At 71.2% G+C, this 15,779-nt stretch carries 14 protein-coding genes and 1 pseudogene; 11 read left to right on the forward strand and 4 right to left on the reverse strand.

The window, feature by feature from the left end:
* Positions 1–121 precede the first annotated feature (121 nt).
* Positions 122–1,921 carry a hypothetical protein gene (locus ACFT7S_RS30775; RefSeq protein ID WP_382737421.1) on the forward strand — a complete coding sequence of 600 codons (1,800 nt, stop codon included), beginning with the start codon at positions 122–124 and terminating at the stop codon, positions 1,919–1,921.
* Between the two features lie 73 nt (positions 1,922–1,994).
* Here the strand turns inward: ACFT7S_RS30775 and ACFT7S_RS30780 are convergent, their stop codons facing one another.
* Positions 1,995–2,837: a hypothetical protein gene (locus tag ACFT7S_RS30780; RefSeq protein WP_382737422.1), complete on the reverse strand. Its 843-nt coding sequence runs from the start codon at positions 2,835–2,837 to the stop codon at positions 1,995–1,997.
* A 40-nt stretch (positions 2,838–2,877) separates the two neighbouring features.
* On the opposite strand from ACFT7S_RS30780, the gene ACFT7S_RS30785 reads away from it, so the two are divergent.
* From ACFT7S_RS30785 to ilvD, 4 genes are all read left to right on the forward strand, one after another.
* A complete protein-coding gene (locus ACFT7S_RS30785; protein WP_382737423.1) occupies positions 2,878–3,825 on the forward strand; it encodes a Ppx/GppA family phosphatase in 948 nt (315 codons plus the stop codon).
* Between the two features lie 138 nt (positions 3,826–3,963).
* A complete protein-coding gene (locus ACFT7S_RS30790; RefSeq protein ID WP_382737424.1) occupies positions 3,964–4,788 on the forward strand; it encodes a sugar phosphate isomerase/epimerase family protein in 825 nt (274 codons plus the stop codon).
* The gene (locus ACFT7S_RS30795; RefSeq protein WP_382737425.1) at positions 4,785–5,402 is read left to right on the forward strand and encodes a TetR family transcriptional regulator; all 618 of its coding nucleotides are present in this window, start codon (positions 4,785–4,787) and stop codon (positions 5,400–5,402) included. Before ACFT7S_RS30790 ends, ACFT7S_RS30795 begins: the two co-directional genes overlap by 4 nt.
* A 159-nt stretch (positions 5,403–5,561) precedes the next feature.
* Positions 5,562–7,412, forward strand: a complete 1,851-nt coding sequence (ilvD, locus tag ACFT7S_RS30800) for a dihydroxy-acid dehydratase (RefSeq protein ID WP_382737426.1) — start codon at positions 5,562–5,564, stop codon at positions 7,410–7,412.
* Positions 7,413–7,467: 55 nt separating this feature from the next.
* Here ilvD and ACFT7S_RS30805 read toward each other — a convergent pair whose 3' ends face one another.
* The gene (locus ACFT7S_RS30805; RefSeq protein WP_382737442.1) at positions 7,468–9,702 is read right to left on the reverse strand and encodes a PQQ-binding-like beta-propeller repeat protein; all 2,235 of its coding nucleotides are present in this window, start codon (positions 9,700–9,702) and stop codon (positions 7,468–7,470) included.
* Between the two features lie 123 nt (positions 9,703–9,825).
* Here ACFT7S_RS30805 and ACFT7S_RS30810 point away from each other — a divergent pair, with 123 nt between their 5' ends.
* Entirely contained in the window at positions 9,826–10,128 is a 303-nt protein-coding gene (locus tag ACFT7S_RS30810; RefSeq protein ID WP_382737427.1) for an SH3 domain-containing protein, read from the forward strand.
* A 34-nt stretch (positions 10,129–10,162) separates the two neighbouring features.
* Entirely contained in the window at positions 10,163–10,714 is a 552-nt protein-coding gene (locus ACFT7S_RS30815) for a hypothetical protein (protein WP_382737428.1), read from the forward strand.
* Between the two features lie 31 nt (positions 10,715–10,745).
* Here ACFT7S_RS30815 and ACFT7S_RS30820 read toward each other — a convergent pair.
* A pseudogene (locus ACFT7S_RS30820) lies at positions 10,746–10,970 on the reverse strand (SulP family inorganic anion transporter); the annotation flags it as partial.
* Positions 10,971–11,330: 360 nt separating this feature from the next.
* Here ACFT7S_RS30820 and ACFT7S_RS30825 point away from each other — a divergent pair.
* From ACFT7S_RS30825 to proC, 3 genes are all read left to right on the forward strand, one after another.
* The gene (locus tag ACFT7S_RS30825; protein WP_382737429.1) at positions 11,331–12,155 is read left to right on the forward strand and encodes an ABC transporter ATP-binding protein; all 825 of its coding nucleotides are present in this window, start codon (positions 11,331–11,333) and stop codon (positions 12,153–12,155) included.
* Positions 12,152–12,913, forward strand: a complete 762-nt coding sequence (locus ACFT7S_RS30830; protein WP_382737430.1) for an ABC transporter permease — start codon at positions 12,152–12,154, stop codon at positions 12,911–12,913. The genes ACFT7S_RS30825 and ACFT7S_RS30830 overlap by 4 nt, the downstream gene beginning before the upstream one ends.
* Positions 12,914–12,974: 61 nt before the next feature.
* On the forward strand, positions 12,975–13,784 hold the full coding sequence (proC, locus tag ACFT7S_RS30835) for a pyrroline-5-carboxylate reductase (protein ID WP_382737431.1): 810 nt from the start codon (positions 12,975–12,977) through the stop codon (positions 13,782–13,784).
* A 3-nt stretch (positions 13,785–13,787) separates the two neighbouring features.
* Here the strand turns inward: proC and ACFT7S_RS30840 are convergent, their stop codons facing one another.
* Positions 13,788–14,372 (reverse strand): cysteine hydrolase family protein, encoded by a 585-nt coding sequence (locus ACFT7S_RS30840; RefSeq protein ID WP_382737432.1) that lies wholly within the window; start codon positions 14,370–14,372, stop codon positions 13,788–13,790.
* Positions 14,373–14,445: 73 nt separating this feature from the next.
* Here ACFT7S_RS30840 and ACFT7S_RS30845 point away from each other — a divergent pair, with 73 nt between their 5' ends.
* Entirely contained in the window at positions 14,446–15,447 is a 1,002-nt protein-coding gene (locus tag ACFT7S_RS30845; RefSeq protein ID WP_382737433.1) for a GlxA family transcriptional regulator, read from the forward strand.
* Positions 15,448–15,779 lie beyond the last annotated feature (332 nt).

The raw sequence follows: 15,779 nt of genomic DNA on the forward strand, positions 1-15,779 counted from the left end.
ACACGGGGGCTTCCGCCAGAAACCGGAATTGCTGTCCTCTTTTGAGGGATACGTTCACCCGTAAGGATTAAATGTGGTCAAGAGGTGCTAAGGGTGTGCCTTCCCTGCCTACGGTCGCCAGGTGACGAGCACCAGGCTGGAGACCTCCACACACATCACCGGCGCACACCGGGCGCACCGCCGCGCTCCCCACTCGTCGGCTCAGCGACCGCCCGCACGTTACGAGCCGTATCTCGACGGCCTGTTCACCTACTGCCTCTCCGTACTGTGCGATCACGAGGCGGCGACGGAGGCGCTCGGCGCGGTCCTCGTCGTCGCCGAACGGCAGGACAGCCGGTGCCCGACCGGCGAGGAGGAACGTAAATCCTGGCTGTACGCCCTGGCCAGGTGGATGTGCCTGCGCAAGCTCACCGAGCAGAAGCGCGGCCGCCAGGCCCACCGCCAGTCGGCCAAAGGGGGCGCGCGCGCCACCCGCCGCACGCCCAGGAACGCACCGGAAGCCCCCGCACCCGCCGCGGGGGACCCCGAGGAAGCAGCCGTCCCGGCGCCCTCCGAGTCCCCCGCTGCGGAGGCGCACCGCCGCGAACTCGCCCAGCTGGCCTGGCCCGAGGCCGCAGGCACCACCCCCGAGCAGCGCGAAGCACTGGAACTCGCGGTGCGCCACCGGCTCCCCCCACGCGCCGTAGCCGCCGTCCTCGGCCTCGAACCCCTCGTCGCCCGGGAACTCCTGGCCGCCGCCGCCTGCGAGGTGGAGCGGACCCGGGCCGCCCTCGCCGTCGTCGAGACCGGCAACTGCCCCACCGTCGCCCGGCTCACCGGCGACCACCAGGTCCTGCTCTCCGCCGCCCTGCGCCGCGAACTCGTCCGGCACGTCGACGACTGCCCTCGCTGCCGCCGCGCCGCCGAACGGGCCGGCGCCGCAGGCCCCTGGCCCGGCGCGACCGTCAGCCCCACCGCCGGGCTCCCGGTCGTCGAGGCGCCGCTCCCCTCCGTCCAGGTCGCCATGGCCCACGCCCAGCGCTCCCGGTCGGGCGGCCCGCGCTTCGACCGGGCGGGCTTCCCGCTGGACCCCAAGGACCACGCGGCCCGCCGGGACCGGCTGCGCGCCCGGGTCCTGACGACCACGGTGGTCGCGACCGTCGTCGCCGCCCCCGTGATCGCCCTGTGGGCCGCCTACCGGGGGGCGCCGCAGACGGGGGAGGGGCATGCCGGTGCCTCGGTCGCGGCGACGGAGATGGATGGTGCGGGCGGCCTCGAAGACGAGGCGTACGACCACTACGAGAACGCGGGCAACGCCCGCCCCGACAAGAACGGCCGCTTCACGCCCGGTGCCCGCACCCCGGACGTCTCGGCCGAGGTGATCAGCACCGGCGGCCGACATGCTCCCGGCAGCCTGTCAGTCACGGCCCGCACGTCCGGCGACCGCACGACGATCACCCTGACGGCCTCCGGAAGCGAACCGGTCTCCTGGTCGGCCTGGGTGGACGCGCCCTGGCTCCACCTCAGCAGCACGTCCGGCACGCTCGCCCCCGGCCGGAGCGTCACGATCCGTGTCTCCGTGAACCACGCGGCCGAGCCGGACGGACCGTGGCGCGCACGGGTCGGCCTCGACCCCGAAGGGTCCGTGGTCGTGATCGACGGGTACGGGGCCACGGCGCCGCCGCCCGGGGACCCGATCAGCCCCTCGGAGCCCTCCACCCCGTCGGAGCCGGCGGAGCCGACGCCGACACCGACACCGACTCCTACGCCCACCCCCACGGACCCGACGCCGTCACCTGACCCGACCCCGACTCCCACCGAGCCGACCCCGACCCCGACCCCGACGGAGCCGACCGACCCGCCGTCGTCGCCCGGCCCGAGCGACCCCACCACGCCCACGGACCCGGGAACGAGCCCGACGACCCCGGACCCGACGGGCTGACGTAAGCCCGACGGGCTGACGTAAGCCCGAAAGCCACCTCAGCCCGAAGGTCGCGTCAGCCCAAAGGGCCGCATCAGCCCGTCGGGTCGGCCGGGTGCGGTGCCATCGGCAGGAGCGAGGACAACCGCTCCTCGCACAGCTCGACCAAGCGGTCGTACGCCTGCTTGCCCATCAGCTCGACGAGCTCCGGGCGGTAGGACACGTACACCGGGTCCCCGGCCCCGTGCGCCGACGTCGCCGAGGTGCACCACCAGTGCAGGTCGTGACCGCCCGGGCCCCAGCCCCTGCGGTCGTACTCCCCGATCGAGACCTGGAGCACCCGTGTGTCGTCCGGGCGGTCGATCCAGTCGTACGTACGCCGGATCGGCAGCTGCCAGCACACGTCCGGCTTGGTTTCGAGAGGCTCCTTGCCCTCGCGCAGCGCCAGGATGTGCAGGGAGCAGCCGGCGCCGGCCGCGAAACCGGGCCGGTTCTGGAAGATGCAGGAGCCCTCCCAGCGCCTGGTCTGGCGCTCGCCGTCCTCGTCGATGCCGACCCAGCCCGTCTCCGTACCGACGTCGTGGAACTGCCACAGATCAGGAGTCAGCCGCGCGACATGGCCGGCCACCCGCTTCTCGTCGTCCTCGTCGGAGAAGTGGGCGCCCAGCGTGCAGCACCCGTCGTCCGCGCGGCCCGCCTGGATGCCCTGGCAGCCGCTTCCGAAGATGCAGCTCCACCTGGAGGTCAGCCAGGTCAGGTCGCAGCGGAAGATCTGCTCGTCGTCCGCCGGGTCCGGGAACTCCACCCAGGCCCGCGCGAAGTCGATCCCTGTCTCGTCGGGCCTGGCCTGTCCCTTCGCTTCCGGCTGCTGCATCTCCCGCTTCGTTTTCTGCTTCTTCGTGGCTTTGTCCGGCTTCGCCTTTTTCGTCTTTGGCACGCGCCAAGAGTAAGTCCGTCGGAGCAGTAGCGTTCCGGGTATGAGACTCGGAGTCCTCGACGTGGGGTCGAACACGGTTCATCTGCTGGTGGTGGACGCTCACCCCGGCGCCCGCCCGCTGCCCGCGCACTCGCACAAGGCGGAGCTTCGGCTGGCCGAGCTCCTCGACGCGGACGGGGCGATCGGCCCGGTGGGGGTGGACCGGCTCGTGTCGACCATCGCCGGTGCGGTCCAGGCTGCCGAGGACAAGGGCTGCGAGGACGTGCTGCCCTTCGCCACCTCCGCCGTACGGGAGGCGACCAACGCCGATACGGTGCTGGCGCGGGTGCGGGACGAGACGGGCGTCGACCTCGCCGTCCTCAACGGCGAGGAGGAGGCGCGGCTCACGTTCCTCGCGGCCCGCCGCTGGTTCGGCTGGTCGGCGGGGAAGCTGCTCGTCCTGGACATCGGCGGGGGCTCGCTGGAGGTCGCGTTCGGGATCGACGAGGAGCCCGACGCCGCGGTGTCGCTGCCGCTCGGGGCGGGGCGCCTCACCGCGGCCTGGCTGCCCAGCGACCCGACGGACCCGCTGGAGGTGAAGGCGCTGCGCCGCCATGTGCGGGCCAGGATCGCCCGGAGCGTCGGCGAGTTCACCCGCTTCGGCGGCCCCGACCGTGTCGTCGGCACCTCCAAGACCTTCAAGCAGCTCGCCAGGATCGCGGGCGCCGCCCGCTCCACGGAGGGTTTGTACGTACAGCGCGTCCTCACCCGCAAGGCGCTGGAGGAGTGGGTCCCGAAGCTGGCGGCGATGACCGTCGAGCAGCGGGGTGACCTGCCCGGGGTCTCCGAGGGACGGTCCGCGCAGCTGCTGGCCGGGGCGCTGGTCGCCGAGGGGGCGATGGACCTGTTCGGCGTCGAGGAGCTGGAGATCTGCCCCTGGGCGCTGCGCGAGGGCGTCATCCTGCGCCGACTGGACCACCTCCCGACGGGACAGGCCGCCCTGAACTGACGGCACCGCCGCCGGGGGCCGCTCTGTCCGGTCCCCGGGGCCGGGCACGAGGACACCCACCCACCCATCTGCCATGGCCCTGGTCACTTTCGGTCAAGATCCCCCGGCGACGCGCACCGCTGCCCGTACCCTGTTCTGGTGGCAGAACCAGTGGTGCGCGTTCCGGATGCGAAGGTCGCCCTGTCGACTGCTTCGGTCTATCCGGAGTCGACGGCGACGGCCTTCGAGATTGCTGCGCGCCTGGGCTACGACGGTGTCGAGATCATGGTCTGGACCGACCCGGTCAGCCAGGACATCGAGGCACTGAAGCGGCTCTCGGACTATCACCAGGTGCCGATCCTGGCGGTCCACGCCCCCTGTCTCCTCATCACGCAGCGCGTCTGGTCCACCGACCCGTGGGTGAAGCTCCAGCGGGCGAAGGCGGCGGCGGAGAAGCTCGGGGCGTCGACCGTCGTCGTACACCCGCCGTTCCGTTGGCAGCGCAATTACGCACGCGACTTCGTCACCGGCATCTGGCGCATGGCCGACGAGACGGACGTCAGGTTCGCCGTCGAGAACATGTACCCGTGGCGCTACCGGGACCGCGAGATGCTCGCGTACGCCCCCGACTGGGACGTCACGAACGACGACTACCGGCACTTCACGGTGGACCTCTCGCACACCGCCACCGCCCGCACCGACGGGCTGGCCATGGTCGACCGGATGGGCGACCGGCTCGCCCACATCCACCTCGCCGACGGCAAGGGTTCCAGCAAGGACGAGCACCTGGTGCCGGGCCGCGGCGACCAGCCCTGCGCGGAGCTGCTGGAGCGGCTGGCCCGCACCTCCTTCGACGGCCATGTCGTCATCGAGGTCAACACCCGCCGCGCCATGTCCTCCGCCGAACGTGAGGCCGACCTCGCGGAGGCGCTGGCCTTCACCCGGCTGCACCTGGCGTCCGCCGCGCAGGTCCCTCGCGCATGACGCCGGACGCTCCCGCCCCCCGCCGCCGGGGCCGTCCCTCGCGTACGACGGAGGCCGCCGGCCCCGACGCCCGTACCCGCATCCTCGAAGCCGCCCGCACCGAATTCGCCGAGCGCGGCTACGACAAGACCTCGATCCGGGGCATCGCCAAGGCGGCGGGCGTGGACGCCGCACTGGTCCACCACTACTTCGGTACGAAGGACGAGGTCTTCGCGGCGGCCATCGAGGTCTCCTTCGAGCCCGCCCTGGTGATCCCCGCCGTCCTCGGCGGCTCCACGGACGGCCTGGGGGAGCGGCTGGCCCGCTACTTCATCTCCGTATGGGAGAACCCGGCGACCCGGGCCCCCCTGCTGGCGATCATCCGCTCCGCCCTCACCCACGAGGCGGCCGCGAAGGTACTGCGGGGCTTCGTGCTGAGGCGTCTGCTGGAGCGGATCGCGGCGGAACTGGACGTACCCGATCCGACCTTCCGCGCGGAACTGGCCGCCTCGCACATGATCGGCATCGCGATCCTGCGGTACGTCATCCAGGCCGAACCGCTGGCGTCGGCGGACCCGGAGAAGATCATCGAGATGGTGGCACCGACGCTCCAGAGGTACTTGACGGCGCCCTGACCATTCCGGGGCCGCGCATCCCAGCCCGCCCATTCCACCCCGGTCCGCCCACTCGCCCACCCACCGAGCACCACATCCCGCATTCCGGACACACTGTCCAGATCTTGGAGCCGAGGCGTAGGCTCGAAGACAGTCTTTTCTGTCGAAGGAGCGAGCGAGATGCCCCAGCTGAGGTCCCGCACTGTCACCCACGGCCGCAACATGGCGGGCGCCCGCGCCCTTATGCGGGCCTCGGGCGTAGCGAGCGAGGACATCGGCAAGCCGATCATCGCGGTGGCCAACTCCTTCACCGAGTTCGTCCCGGGGCACACCCACCTCGCGCCGGTCGGCCGCATCGTCTCCGACGCGATCCTGGCGGCGGGCGCCGTCCCCCGTGAGTTCAACACGATCGCCGTCGACGACGGCATCGCGATGGGCCACGGCGGCATGCTCTACAGCCTCCCCTCCCGCGACCTGATCGCCGACTCCGTCGAGTACATGGTCGAGGCGCACTGCGCGGACGCACTCATCTGCATCTCCAACTGCGACAAGATCACGCCCGGCATGCTGATGGCCGCGCTGCGCCTCAACATCCCGACGATCTTCGTCTCCGGCGGCCCGATGGAGGCCGGCAAGGCCACGCTGGTCGACGGCACGGTCCGCAGTCTCGACCTGGTCGACGCGATGTCCGACGCGGTCAACGACAAGATCTCGGACGAGGACATGCTCCGTATCGAGGAGAACGCCTGTCCGACCTGCGGCTCCTGTTCCGGCATGTTCACCGCCAACTCGATGAACTGCCTGGCCGAGGCCATCGGCCTGGCCCTGCCCGGCAACGGGTCGGTCCTCGCCACGCACACCGCGCGCAAGGCTCTGTACGAGAACGCCGGCCGCACGATCGTCGAGATCACCAAGCGCCACTACGAGCAGGACGACATGAGCGTCCTGCCGCGCAACATCGCCACCCGCGCCGCCTTCGAGAACGCCATGGCCCTCGACATCGCGATGGGCGGCTCCACCAACACGATCCTGCACCTGCTGGCCGCGGCCCAGGAGGCCGAGCTGGACTTCGGTCTCGCGGACATGGACGCGGTCTCGCGCCGCGTCCCGTGCCTGGCCAAGGTCGCGCCGAACGTGGCCCCCGGCGGCACGTACTACATGGAGGACGTGCACCGAGCGGGCGGCATCCCCGCCATCCTCGGTGAGCTCTACCGCGGCGGCCTGCTGAACGAGGACGTGCACACGGTCCACTCCGCCACCCTCGCCGAGTGGCTCAAGACGTGGGACGTGCGCGGCGGTTCACCGTCCGCCGAGGCCGCCGAGCTGTGGCACGCGGCGCCCGGCTGCGTCCGTTCGGCGACCGCCTTCTCGCAGTCCGAGCGCTGGGACACCCTGGACACGGACGCCGAGGGCGGCTGCATCCGCTCCGTCGAGCACGCGTACTCCAAGGACGGCGGCCTGGCCGTCCTCAAGGGCAACCTCGCCGAGGACGGCTGCGTCGTGAAGACCGCGGGCGTCGACGAGTCGATCTGGACCTTCGAGGGCCCGGCCGTCGTCTGCGAGTCCCAGGACGAGGCCGTCGACAAGATCCTCCGCAAGGAGATCACCCACGGAGACGTCGTCGTCATCCGTTACGAGGGTCCGCGCGGCGGCCCCGGCATGCAGGAGATGCTCTACCCCACCTCCTTCCTCAAGGGCCGCGGCTTCGGTAAGAGCTGCGCCCTGATCACCGACGGCCGCTTCTCCGGCGGTACGTCGGGCCTCTCCATCGGCCACGCCTCGCCGGAGGCGGCATCGGGCGGCACGATCGCGCTCGTCGCGGACGGCGACCGGATCAGGATCGACATCCCGAACCGTTCCATCGAACTCCTCGTGCCCGAAGCCGAGCTGGCCACCCGCCGCGAGGCACTGAACGGGGTCTACGCGCCGAAGAACCGCGAGCGCAAGGTCTCGGCCGCCCTGCGCGCCTACGCGGCGATGGCGACGAGCGCGGACCGGGGCGCCGTGCGCGACGTCTCCAAGCTCGGCTGACCGGTCGGACCGCTCCACGGCCCTGGGCCCCGGTCACCGACCGGTTCCCAGGGCCTCACCAGTCGGCGGGACTGCGCCCGTCGACCGCGAATACGGAACCGTCGGGGGACATTCCGTAGACGGTCCGTCCGATGGCCACGGGCGCGGGCAGCGTCGAGGCGTACGTGAGCTTTCCCGCCCGCAGCCGGGGCCGGGTCTGACCGAGCAGCGTTCCGCGCTCCGTGTCGACGGCCAGCAGCCGTCCGTCGGCCGCCGAGAAGCACAGCCGGTTCCCACCTGCCAGTACGGGTGGTGAGGTCCGCCCGGCCGCGGTCTCCAGGCGCCACAGCTCGGCTTTCCCGCTTCCCGCGTCCGTGCCATCCGGGCTGCTGGTGTCCATGGCGAGCAGCGTGCCGTCCCGTGCGAGCAGATAGGCGTTGTCTCCGCCCATCACCACTTCCGGTTCGTTCATCCGGAAGGGCAGCGCCAGCCGTGTGACCGCCGTGTGCACCGGTTCGTAGCGGACGAGCCCCACGGTCTGGGCCTCTGCGTTCATGGCCGTCAGCACCAGCGCACCGCCCGGCGCGCCCACCGGGGTGAGCGTCCCGTCCAGCCGGTGCTGCCACGCGGTGCGCCCCGTAGCGGCTTCGAGGGCCGTGACCAGCGTCGTGGCGCCGTCGGCCGCGTGCTCGAAGGCGTACGCGAGCCCGGACCCCTCGTCGTGCAGCGCGTAGTCGGGCCGCAGATGACCGGGCACCGCCCGCACCCAGCGGGACGCGCCGGTCCTGCCGTCCAGTCCTTCGGCGGTGCCGTTCTCCCGGGTCATCAGCAGGGTGTCCCCGGCCGAGAAGGGGACACCGAGGTACGCGGACAGGTCCTTGTCCCAGAGCTCTCCGCCCTTGTCCGCGTCGTACACCCGGAGCCTTTCACCGGGATCGGAGGCGTGGACGACTCCGCCCGAAAGCACCCCCACCGACGGCGTGTCCCCCGAGGACTGCCGATGGGACCAGGCCACCTTGCCGTCCACCGGATCGAGCAGCGCCGTACCGAATCCGGCAGCCGCGCAGTACAGCCCACCGCCCGTCCCCGAACAGACCGGCGTCGACCCGCCGGGCGACGGCAACGGCGTCACCCACGGCACGAAGGCAGCCGGCACCGCACCCTTGCCGCTCCCCGCCCGCACCGAACCGCCCGAAGAGCCGTCCCCGCCCCAGAGCCCGACCGCACCCGCGCCCCCGACGGCCAGGACGAGCAGCACCGCGCCGGCCGCCGCCCACCGAGACCGAAGGACCCCGCGCTTCCGTATCCGCACCGAACCGGAACCCGCACCGGACGCCCGTACGTGCGTCGCCGTATCCGAGCCCGAGCCCGATCCCATCTCCGAGCCCGAGCCCGAGCCCGCTCCCCGCACCAACGCCTGCGCCGGCCCCCGCACCGCGGCCGCCCGACGCTGCGCAGGTATGAACGCGGCAGCCTCGTACGACGGAGGTTGCAGCGCGAGCGCCGTCATGATCTCGTCCGGAGTGGGCCGCTCCGCCGGGTCCTTGGCCAGGCACCGCGCGACCAGCGGCGACAGATCCGCCGGCACCCCGGCGAGATCGGCCTCGTCGTGCACGACCTGGTAGGCCACGATGTACGGACTGTCCGAGTCGAAGGGCCCCCGGCCGGTCGAGGCATGGACCAGCACGGCCCCCAGAGCGAACACATCCGCCGCCGGCCCGACCTCGCGCGGCCGCTGGAACTGTTCGGGCGCCATGTACGGCGGCGAGCCGATCAGCTTCCCGGTCTCCGTGCGCAGATCACTGTCGTACGGCCGGGAGATCCCGAAGTCGATGACCTTGGGCCCCGAGTCGGAGAGCAGCACGTTGCTCGGCTTGAGATCGCGGTGGATGACACCGGCCCGATGGATGTCGCGCAGCGCCTCGGCCAGGCCCGCGGTGAGCCTGCGGAGCTCGGCGGGCGCCATCGGCCCATTCCGCTTCACCTGTTCGGAGAGCGTCGGGCCAGGCACGTACAGCGTGGCCATCCAGGGCAGCGCGGCGGTCGGATCGGCATCGACGACCGGCGCGGTGAACGCGCCGCTGACCCGTCGGGCCGCCGCCACCTCCTGCCGGAAACGTGCCCGGAACTCCGGGTCCGCCGCATGCTGCCGGTGCACGATCTTCACCGCGAGCTGGAGCCCGGATGCGGAGCGCGCCAGGTGCACCACACCCATGCCGCCCGCTCCGAGACATGCCTCAAGTCGGTACTGCCCGGCGTACTCAGGATGCTCCGCTTCCGGACCGAATCCGGTACCTCGCAGCGGCGGCATCGCCCACCCCCGTGTGTTCGTGCGCAAGCGCGACGCACGGAGCCTAGTCGATGGTGTGTGCGATCGGGGTGGGGCTTGTTAGCCTGCGCGTCGCACGAATTGTTTCCAACGGGGGAGGCCCTCATGGCCGTGGAAGAAAACGTCACTGTGGAGAGCGCGACCATCGCATCGGACGGCGTGACGCGCTATCCGATCGCACCTGGATACCGGGTCAACGTCCGGCGCGGACCGGGCACCAAGTACGGGATCGTCCGGACGCTCCCGTACGGAATGAGCGTCCCGGTCTACTGCCAGAAGCCGGGGGAGTGGATCACCGGTCCCTACGGCACCACCAACCTCTGGGACAACGTCGCCGACGGCGAGTTCGTCGCGGACGCGTACGTCAAGACCGGCAGTGACGGGTACGTCGCCCCGCGCTGCGACTGACGGCTACCGACGCCGACCGGGGATAATCGACTCCGTGAGCGAGAACAGCGAGAACAGCGAGAACAGCGAAACCCCCGGTCCCGGTCCCGGCCCCAAGCCCGCCGGCTCCACCGCGGCCGGCCCGCAGCCCGAGCCCATCCGTTTCTTCGGTACGACCTGGGTCGGCCACGACGGCGGTTACGGGCTGCGGCGGGCCGGCGTCGCCGTCGGCTCGCTCGCCGCGGCCGTCGCCGCCTGCTTCGTACTCCGCTTCGCCTACCAGGGCCTGGAGATCGCGGACGTCGGCAGCTTCGTAGGCCTGCTGGTCGTCCTGATGTTCGCGATCTGCAGCGCCATCGCCTTCCGCAAGACCTGGGAGGGCTTCGGCCGCCGGCCCGCGGACCCGGCGCGCGAGGACAATCTGCGCGGCCTCAAGTCCATCGGCTTCGTCGGCTCACTGCTCGCCTACTTCTTCCGCGCGCTCACGGAAGCCCCGGGCGAGAAGCTGCGGCGTACGGAGTACGAGGCCGCGCTCGCCCAGTACGCGAAGCGCCGCTCGGCCCGTACGGGAAACCCGGCAGCCCGTAAGCGCCCCAAGCGCAAGTAACCCCGCTCGGCACCCAGGACCGAGGCGGCCGCTACCCGCCGGGCACCAGGCCCACGCCCGCACGCCGCACCCGCACACCCGCCGCCCGCGCCCAGGCCCACGCCTCCAGCGCGGCCGCGCACGCGTGGTCCGTGTGCCGCAGCCCGCTCGGATCCAGCTCCACACTCCGGCCGCGCGGCAGAGCCTCCAGCGCGTCGAGCAGCTTCGGCAGCCGGAGAAAGGTCGTGTTGCCCACCACCCGTACCCGGACAGTGCCCTCCGCCTGTTCCACGCCCGTCACCTCCACATGCACCGGCAGCCCGAACAGAGCCGTCGCTCCGGCCGGTGAGCTTCCGGGCCATGGACTCGGGAGCCGTCGCGTCCGCAAGTACGTACAGCTGCCCGGCGGCCAGCACCAGAACCCCGAGGGCGCGTGCCCCGTACAGCTGAACCGCTTCGTAGACCAACACGGTCAGCCCGGCGGCAGGCCCGTTTTACGGGAGCCGACCACCGGGCCCGGAAGGCGGACCAGTAGAAGCGCAAAGGAGTGGAATCACCACCTCCGTTCACGCCCCCGACCGCCCGCGCCCCGTCAGTCTCTTGACGAGAGGGCTGGGCCGGAACCAAAATTCATCACATGATGAATTTCCTGCACGCGGACAGCCCCGAACCACCCGAAAAGCCGGCCGTACCCACGCCCATCCCCGCCATCGAGGCCCGCGCCCTCACCGTCGTACGAGGCGAGCGCACCGTCCTGCGCAGCCTCGGCTTCACCGTCGAACCCGGCAGGATCACCGGCCTCCTCGGCCCCTCCGGCTGCGGCAAATCCACCCTCATGCGCGCCGTCGTCGGCACCCAGGCCAGGGTCACCGGCACCCTCGACGTCCTCGGCCACCCGGCCGGCCACCCCGCACTCCGCCCCCGCATCGGCTACGTCACCCAGGCCCCGTCCGTCTACACCGACCTCACCGTCCGGCAGAACCTGGACTACTTCGCGGCCGTCCTCCAGCCCGGCCGCCACCAACGGACCGCCCGCCGGGAAGCCGTCACCCGGGCCATCGACGACGTCGACCTCGCCTCCCACGCGGACTCCCTCGGCGGCGCCCTCTCCGGCGGCCAGCTCAGCCGCGCATCCCTCGCCGTCGCCCTCCTCGGCACACCCGAACTCCTGGTCCTCGACGAACCGACCGTCGGACTCGACCCCGTCCTGCGCCGCGACCTGTGGAACCTCTTCCACACCCTCGCCGCCGAGCGGGGCACGACGATCCTCGTCTCCTCGCACGTCATGGACGAGGCCGAGCGCTGCCACCGGCTCCTCCTGATGCGCGAGGGCGAGATCCTCGCCGACGACACCCCCGCGGCCCTGCGCACCCGCACCGGCTCCGACACCGTCGAGGCAGCCTTCCTCCACCTGGTCGACGAGGCATCCGCGACCGCCACCCGCCAGGAGACGACCCGATGAACACCACCACCCCACGCGCCCTGACCCCCGCCCGCACCACGGCCACGGCCGCCCGCGTCCTGCAGCAGCTCCGTCACGACCCCCGCACCATCGCGCTGCTGCTGCTCATCCCGGTCCTGATGATCACGCTGCTCAGGTACGTCTTCGACGGCAGCCCGCAGACCTTCGACGCCATCGGAGCCTCACTGCTCGGCATCTTCCCGCTGATCACGATGTTCCTGGTGACCTCGATCGCCACCCTCCGCGAACGCACCTCCGGCACCCTCGAACGCCTCCTCGCCATGCCCCTCGGCAAGGGCGACCTGATCGCCGGCTACGCCCTGGCCTTCGGCACGGTCGCCGTCGCCCAGTCCCTCCTGGCCACCGCACTCTCCGTCTGGGTGCTCGGCCTCGACGTCACCGGCTCACCCTGGCTGCTGCTCCTGGTCGCGCTGCTGGACGCGCTGCTCGGCACGGCCCTCGGCCTGTTCGTCTCCGCCTTCGCAGCGTCCGAGTTCCAGGCCGTCCAGTTCATGCCGGCCGTGATCTTCCCGCAGCTGCTCCTCTGCGGCCTGTTCATCGCGCGGGACCAGATGGCCCCCGTACTCGAATGGATCTCGAACGTCCTGCCCATGTCGTACGCCGTCGACGGAATGAACGAGGTCCTCCTCCACACCGACATCACCGCCGACTTCTTCCGCGACATCCTCGTCGTCGCGGGCTGCGCGCTCCTCGTCCTCTGCCTGGGCGCGGCCACCCTCCGCCGCCGCACGGCCTGACGACCCGGTGCGAGGATGACGCGGAGAAAGACGAACAGAGCACCGCCCGGAGGGTGAACCCATGACCCAGACAGTCGCAGTCCTCGGCACAGGCAAGATCGGCGAGGCCCTGCTCAGTGGCATGATCCGGGCGGGCTGGCGCCCGGCCGACCTCCTCGTGACCGCACGCCGCTCCGAGCGCGCCGAAGAACTCCGCACCAGGTACGGGGTCGAACCGGTCACCAACGCCGCAGCCGCCAAGAGCGCCGACACCCTCATCCTCGCGGTCAAGCCGCAGGACATGGGCAAGCTCCTCGACGAACTGGCCCCCCACCTCACCGCCGACCGCCTGGTCATCAGCGCCGCCGCCGGCATCACGACCGCGTTCATCGAGGAACGCCTCGCCGCGCACACCCCGGTCGTACGCGTCATGCCGAACACCCCCGTCCTGGTGGACGAGGGCATGTCCGTCATCTCCGCAGGCAGCGACGCCACCCCGGAGCATCTCGCCCACACCGAGGAGATCTTCGGCAGCGTGGGCAAGACACTCCGCGTCCCCGAATCCCAGCAGGACGCCTGCACGGCCCTCTCCGGCTCGGGCCCCGCGTACTTCTACTTCCTCGTCGAAGCGATGACCGACGCCGGAATCCTCCTCGGCCTGCCCCGCGCCCAGGCCCACGACCTGATCGTCCAGGCCGCCATCGGCGCCGCCGTCATGCTCCGCGACAGCGGCGAACACCCCGTCAAGCTCCGCGAAGCCGTCACCAGCCCCGCCGGCACCACCATCAGCGCCATCCGTGAGCTGGAGAACCACGGCGTACGGGCCGCCCTCATCGCCGCCCTCGAAGCCGCCCGGGACCGAAGCCGCGAACTGGCCACCGGCAACGGCTGACCGTCACCCCACCGCCGCCGCCAGCTCCGCACTCCGCACCACCCGCGCGAACCCACCGCCGTGCAGCGACACGGCGGTGGCCCGTGCCAGCTCCTCCGCACTCAGCGTCCACCCCCAGGGCCCCACCCCGTCGAAGGTGTACGTGGCGTCCAGCGGGAAGAACACCTCGTACCCGAGGTTCCCGCCCATCCGCGCCGTCGTCTCCGCGCACATATTGGTCTGGATCCCGGCCACGACGATCTGCCGCACTCCGCCCTCCCGCAACCAGGAACCCAGATCGGGCTCCCCGTAGAAGGCGGAGTTCACACTCTTCGTCACGAAGAGCTCGGGCCCGCTCCCCTTCCCCCGCCGCTCCTCCACATAGCTCTTGAAGCCGTTACCGGCATAGTCCACCCGCAGCGGCGAATCGGGCTTGGGCGAGTCATGCCGTACGAAGACGACGGGCCGCCCACTCGACTGCCAGGCATCGATCAGCCCGGCGATGTTCTGATCGGCATCGGGATTGTTCCGAGGTCCCCAGTACGCCTCCTCCTCGAACCCTTCCTGTACGTCCACCACAACCAGCGCCGCGTTCTCCGAAATCTCCATGCCCCGATCCTGTGCCCCCGCAGGCCGCCGACCCAGACCAACAAAAGCCATCGATCGATGCTTTACTGCCACGATGGCCGCCAAGACGCGCATCGCACTCCTCGCCTTCCCCGGCATCAGAGCCTTCGACGTCTCCGTCATCACGGAGGTCTGGGGCGTGGACCGCACCGACCGCGGCGTACCCGCGTTCGACCTGCGTCGCACAGCAGCGCACCCCGCCCCCATCCCGCTCCGCGGCGGCCTGACCCTCACCCCGGACCGCACCCTCACCTGGCTGCCCCGCGCCGACCTCATCGTGGTCCCCGGCCTCGACGACCACGTGACACCCGCCCCTGCCCCGGTCCTCGACGCCCTCCGCCGCGCGCACACCGCCGGCACCCCGATCGCGGCGCTCTGCGGAGGAGCATTCACCCTGGCCCAGGCGGGTCTGCTCGACGGCCGCCAGGCAGTCACCCACTGGAACCTCAGCGGCCTCCTCCGCACCCACCACCCCCACGTCACGGTGGTCCAGGACGCCCTGTTCATCCACGACACCAACATCTGGACCTCAGCAGGAACCGCAGCCGGCATCGACCTCTGCCTCCACCTGGTGCGTACGACCCATGGCGCGGAAGCCGCGGCCACGATCGCCCGCTCGATGGTCACGGCCCCGTTCCGCACCGGAACCCAGGCTCAGTTCATCGAGCACCCCACCCCTCATACCGACCGCAACGCCGACACCCTGGCCTCGGTACGCGCCCACGCCCTGACCCACCTGGCCGAACCCCACACGGTCGCGACCCTGGCCGGCCACGCCGGTATGTCCCCGCGCTCCTTCGCCCGCCACTTCCAGGCGACGACGGGCACGACACCCCTGCGCTGGCTGATCACCCAACGCATCGCCGCAGCCCAGAAGCTCCTGGAACGCACGGACCTCCCCCTCCCCGAAGTGGCCCGCCGCACGGGCTTCGGCAGCGAGATCACCATGCGCCAGCACTTCGCGACCCACCTCGCCACCAGCCCCCGCGACTACCGCCTGGCCTTCCACGACTCCGTGCCCCGGCCGGGGGTTGACACTCCCCGCACGGATCCGTAATGTGCTCCGAGTTGTCCGACGTGAGCGCCGACCCCGGTCGGTCCCCGGACAGCCATTCCGCAAGAACCACGTGAAGCGAGCGACAGCTGTCGCACCGATTTCTGTGCGCATTTGCGAAATGAGGAATCCGCGTTCGAACGAGCGTGACCCGATTAGCGTCGGGGCCCGGGATTCGCTAAAGTCTCACTCGTCGGAACGGCCCAACAGCCGGGAAGGCGACCCCCCACTGACTGGGAATCAGGCCCGAAAGGATCTGATAGAGTCGGACTCGCCGGAAAGGGAAACGCGAAAGCGAAGAACTTAAAGGCGAAACCCGCTTCGACCGGGAATCG

The organism is Streptomyces sp. NPDC057136 (assembly GCF_042670885.1).
Classification (GTDB): domain Bacteria; phylum Actinomycetota; class Actinomycetes; order Streptomycetales; family Streptomycetaceae; genus Streptomyces.

Coding starts and splice junctions, on each gene's coding strand:
- ACFT7S_RS30785 (WP_382737423.1), top strand. CDS start 2,878: ATGAGACTCGGAGTCCTCGACGTGGGGTCGAACACGGTTCATCTGCTG.
- ACFT7S_RS30795 (WP_382737425.1), top strand. CDS start 4,785: ATGACGCCGGACGCTCCCGCCCCCCGCCGCCGGGGCCGTCCCTCGCGT.
- ilvD (WP_382737426.1), top strand. CDS start 5,562: ATGCCCCAGCTGAGGTCCCGCACTGTCACCCACGGCCGCAACATGGCG.
- ACFT7S_RS30805 (WP_382737442.1), bottom strand. CDS start 9,702: ATGCCGCCGCTGCGAGGTACCGGATTCGGTCCGGAAGCGGAGCATCCT.
- ACFT7S_RS30810 (WP_382737427.1), top strand. CDS start 9,826: ATGGCCGTGGAAGAAAACGTCACTGTGGAGAGCGCGACCATCGCATCG.
- ACFT7S_RS30825 (WP_382737429.1), top strand. CDS start 11,331: ATGATGAATTTCCTGCACGCGGACAGCCCCGAACCACCCGAAAAGCCG.
- ACFT7S_RS30830 (WP_382737430.1), top strand. CDS start 12,152: ATGAACACCACCACCCCACGCGCCCTGACCCCCGCCCGCACCACGGCC.
- proC (WP_382737431.1), top strand. CDS start 12,975: ATGACCCAGACAGTCGCAGTCCTCGGCACAGGCAAGATCGGCGAGGCC.
- ACFT7S_RS30840 (WP_382737432.1), bottom strand. CDS start 14,372: ATGGAGATTTCGGAGAACGCGGCGCTGGTTGTGGTGGACGTACAGGAA.
- ACFT7S_RS30845 (WP_382737433.1), top strand. CDS start 14,446: ATGGCCGCCAAGACGCGCATCGCACTCCTCGCCTTCCCCGGCATCAGA.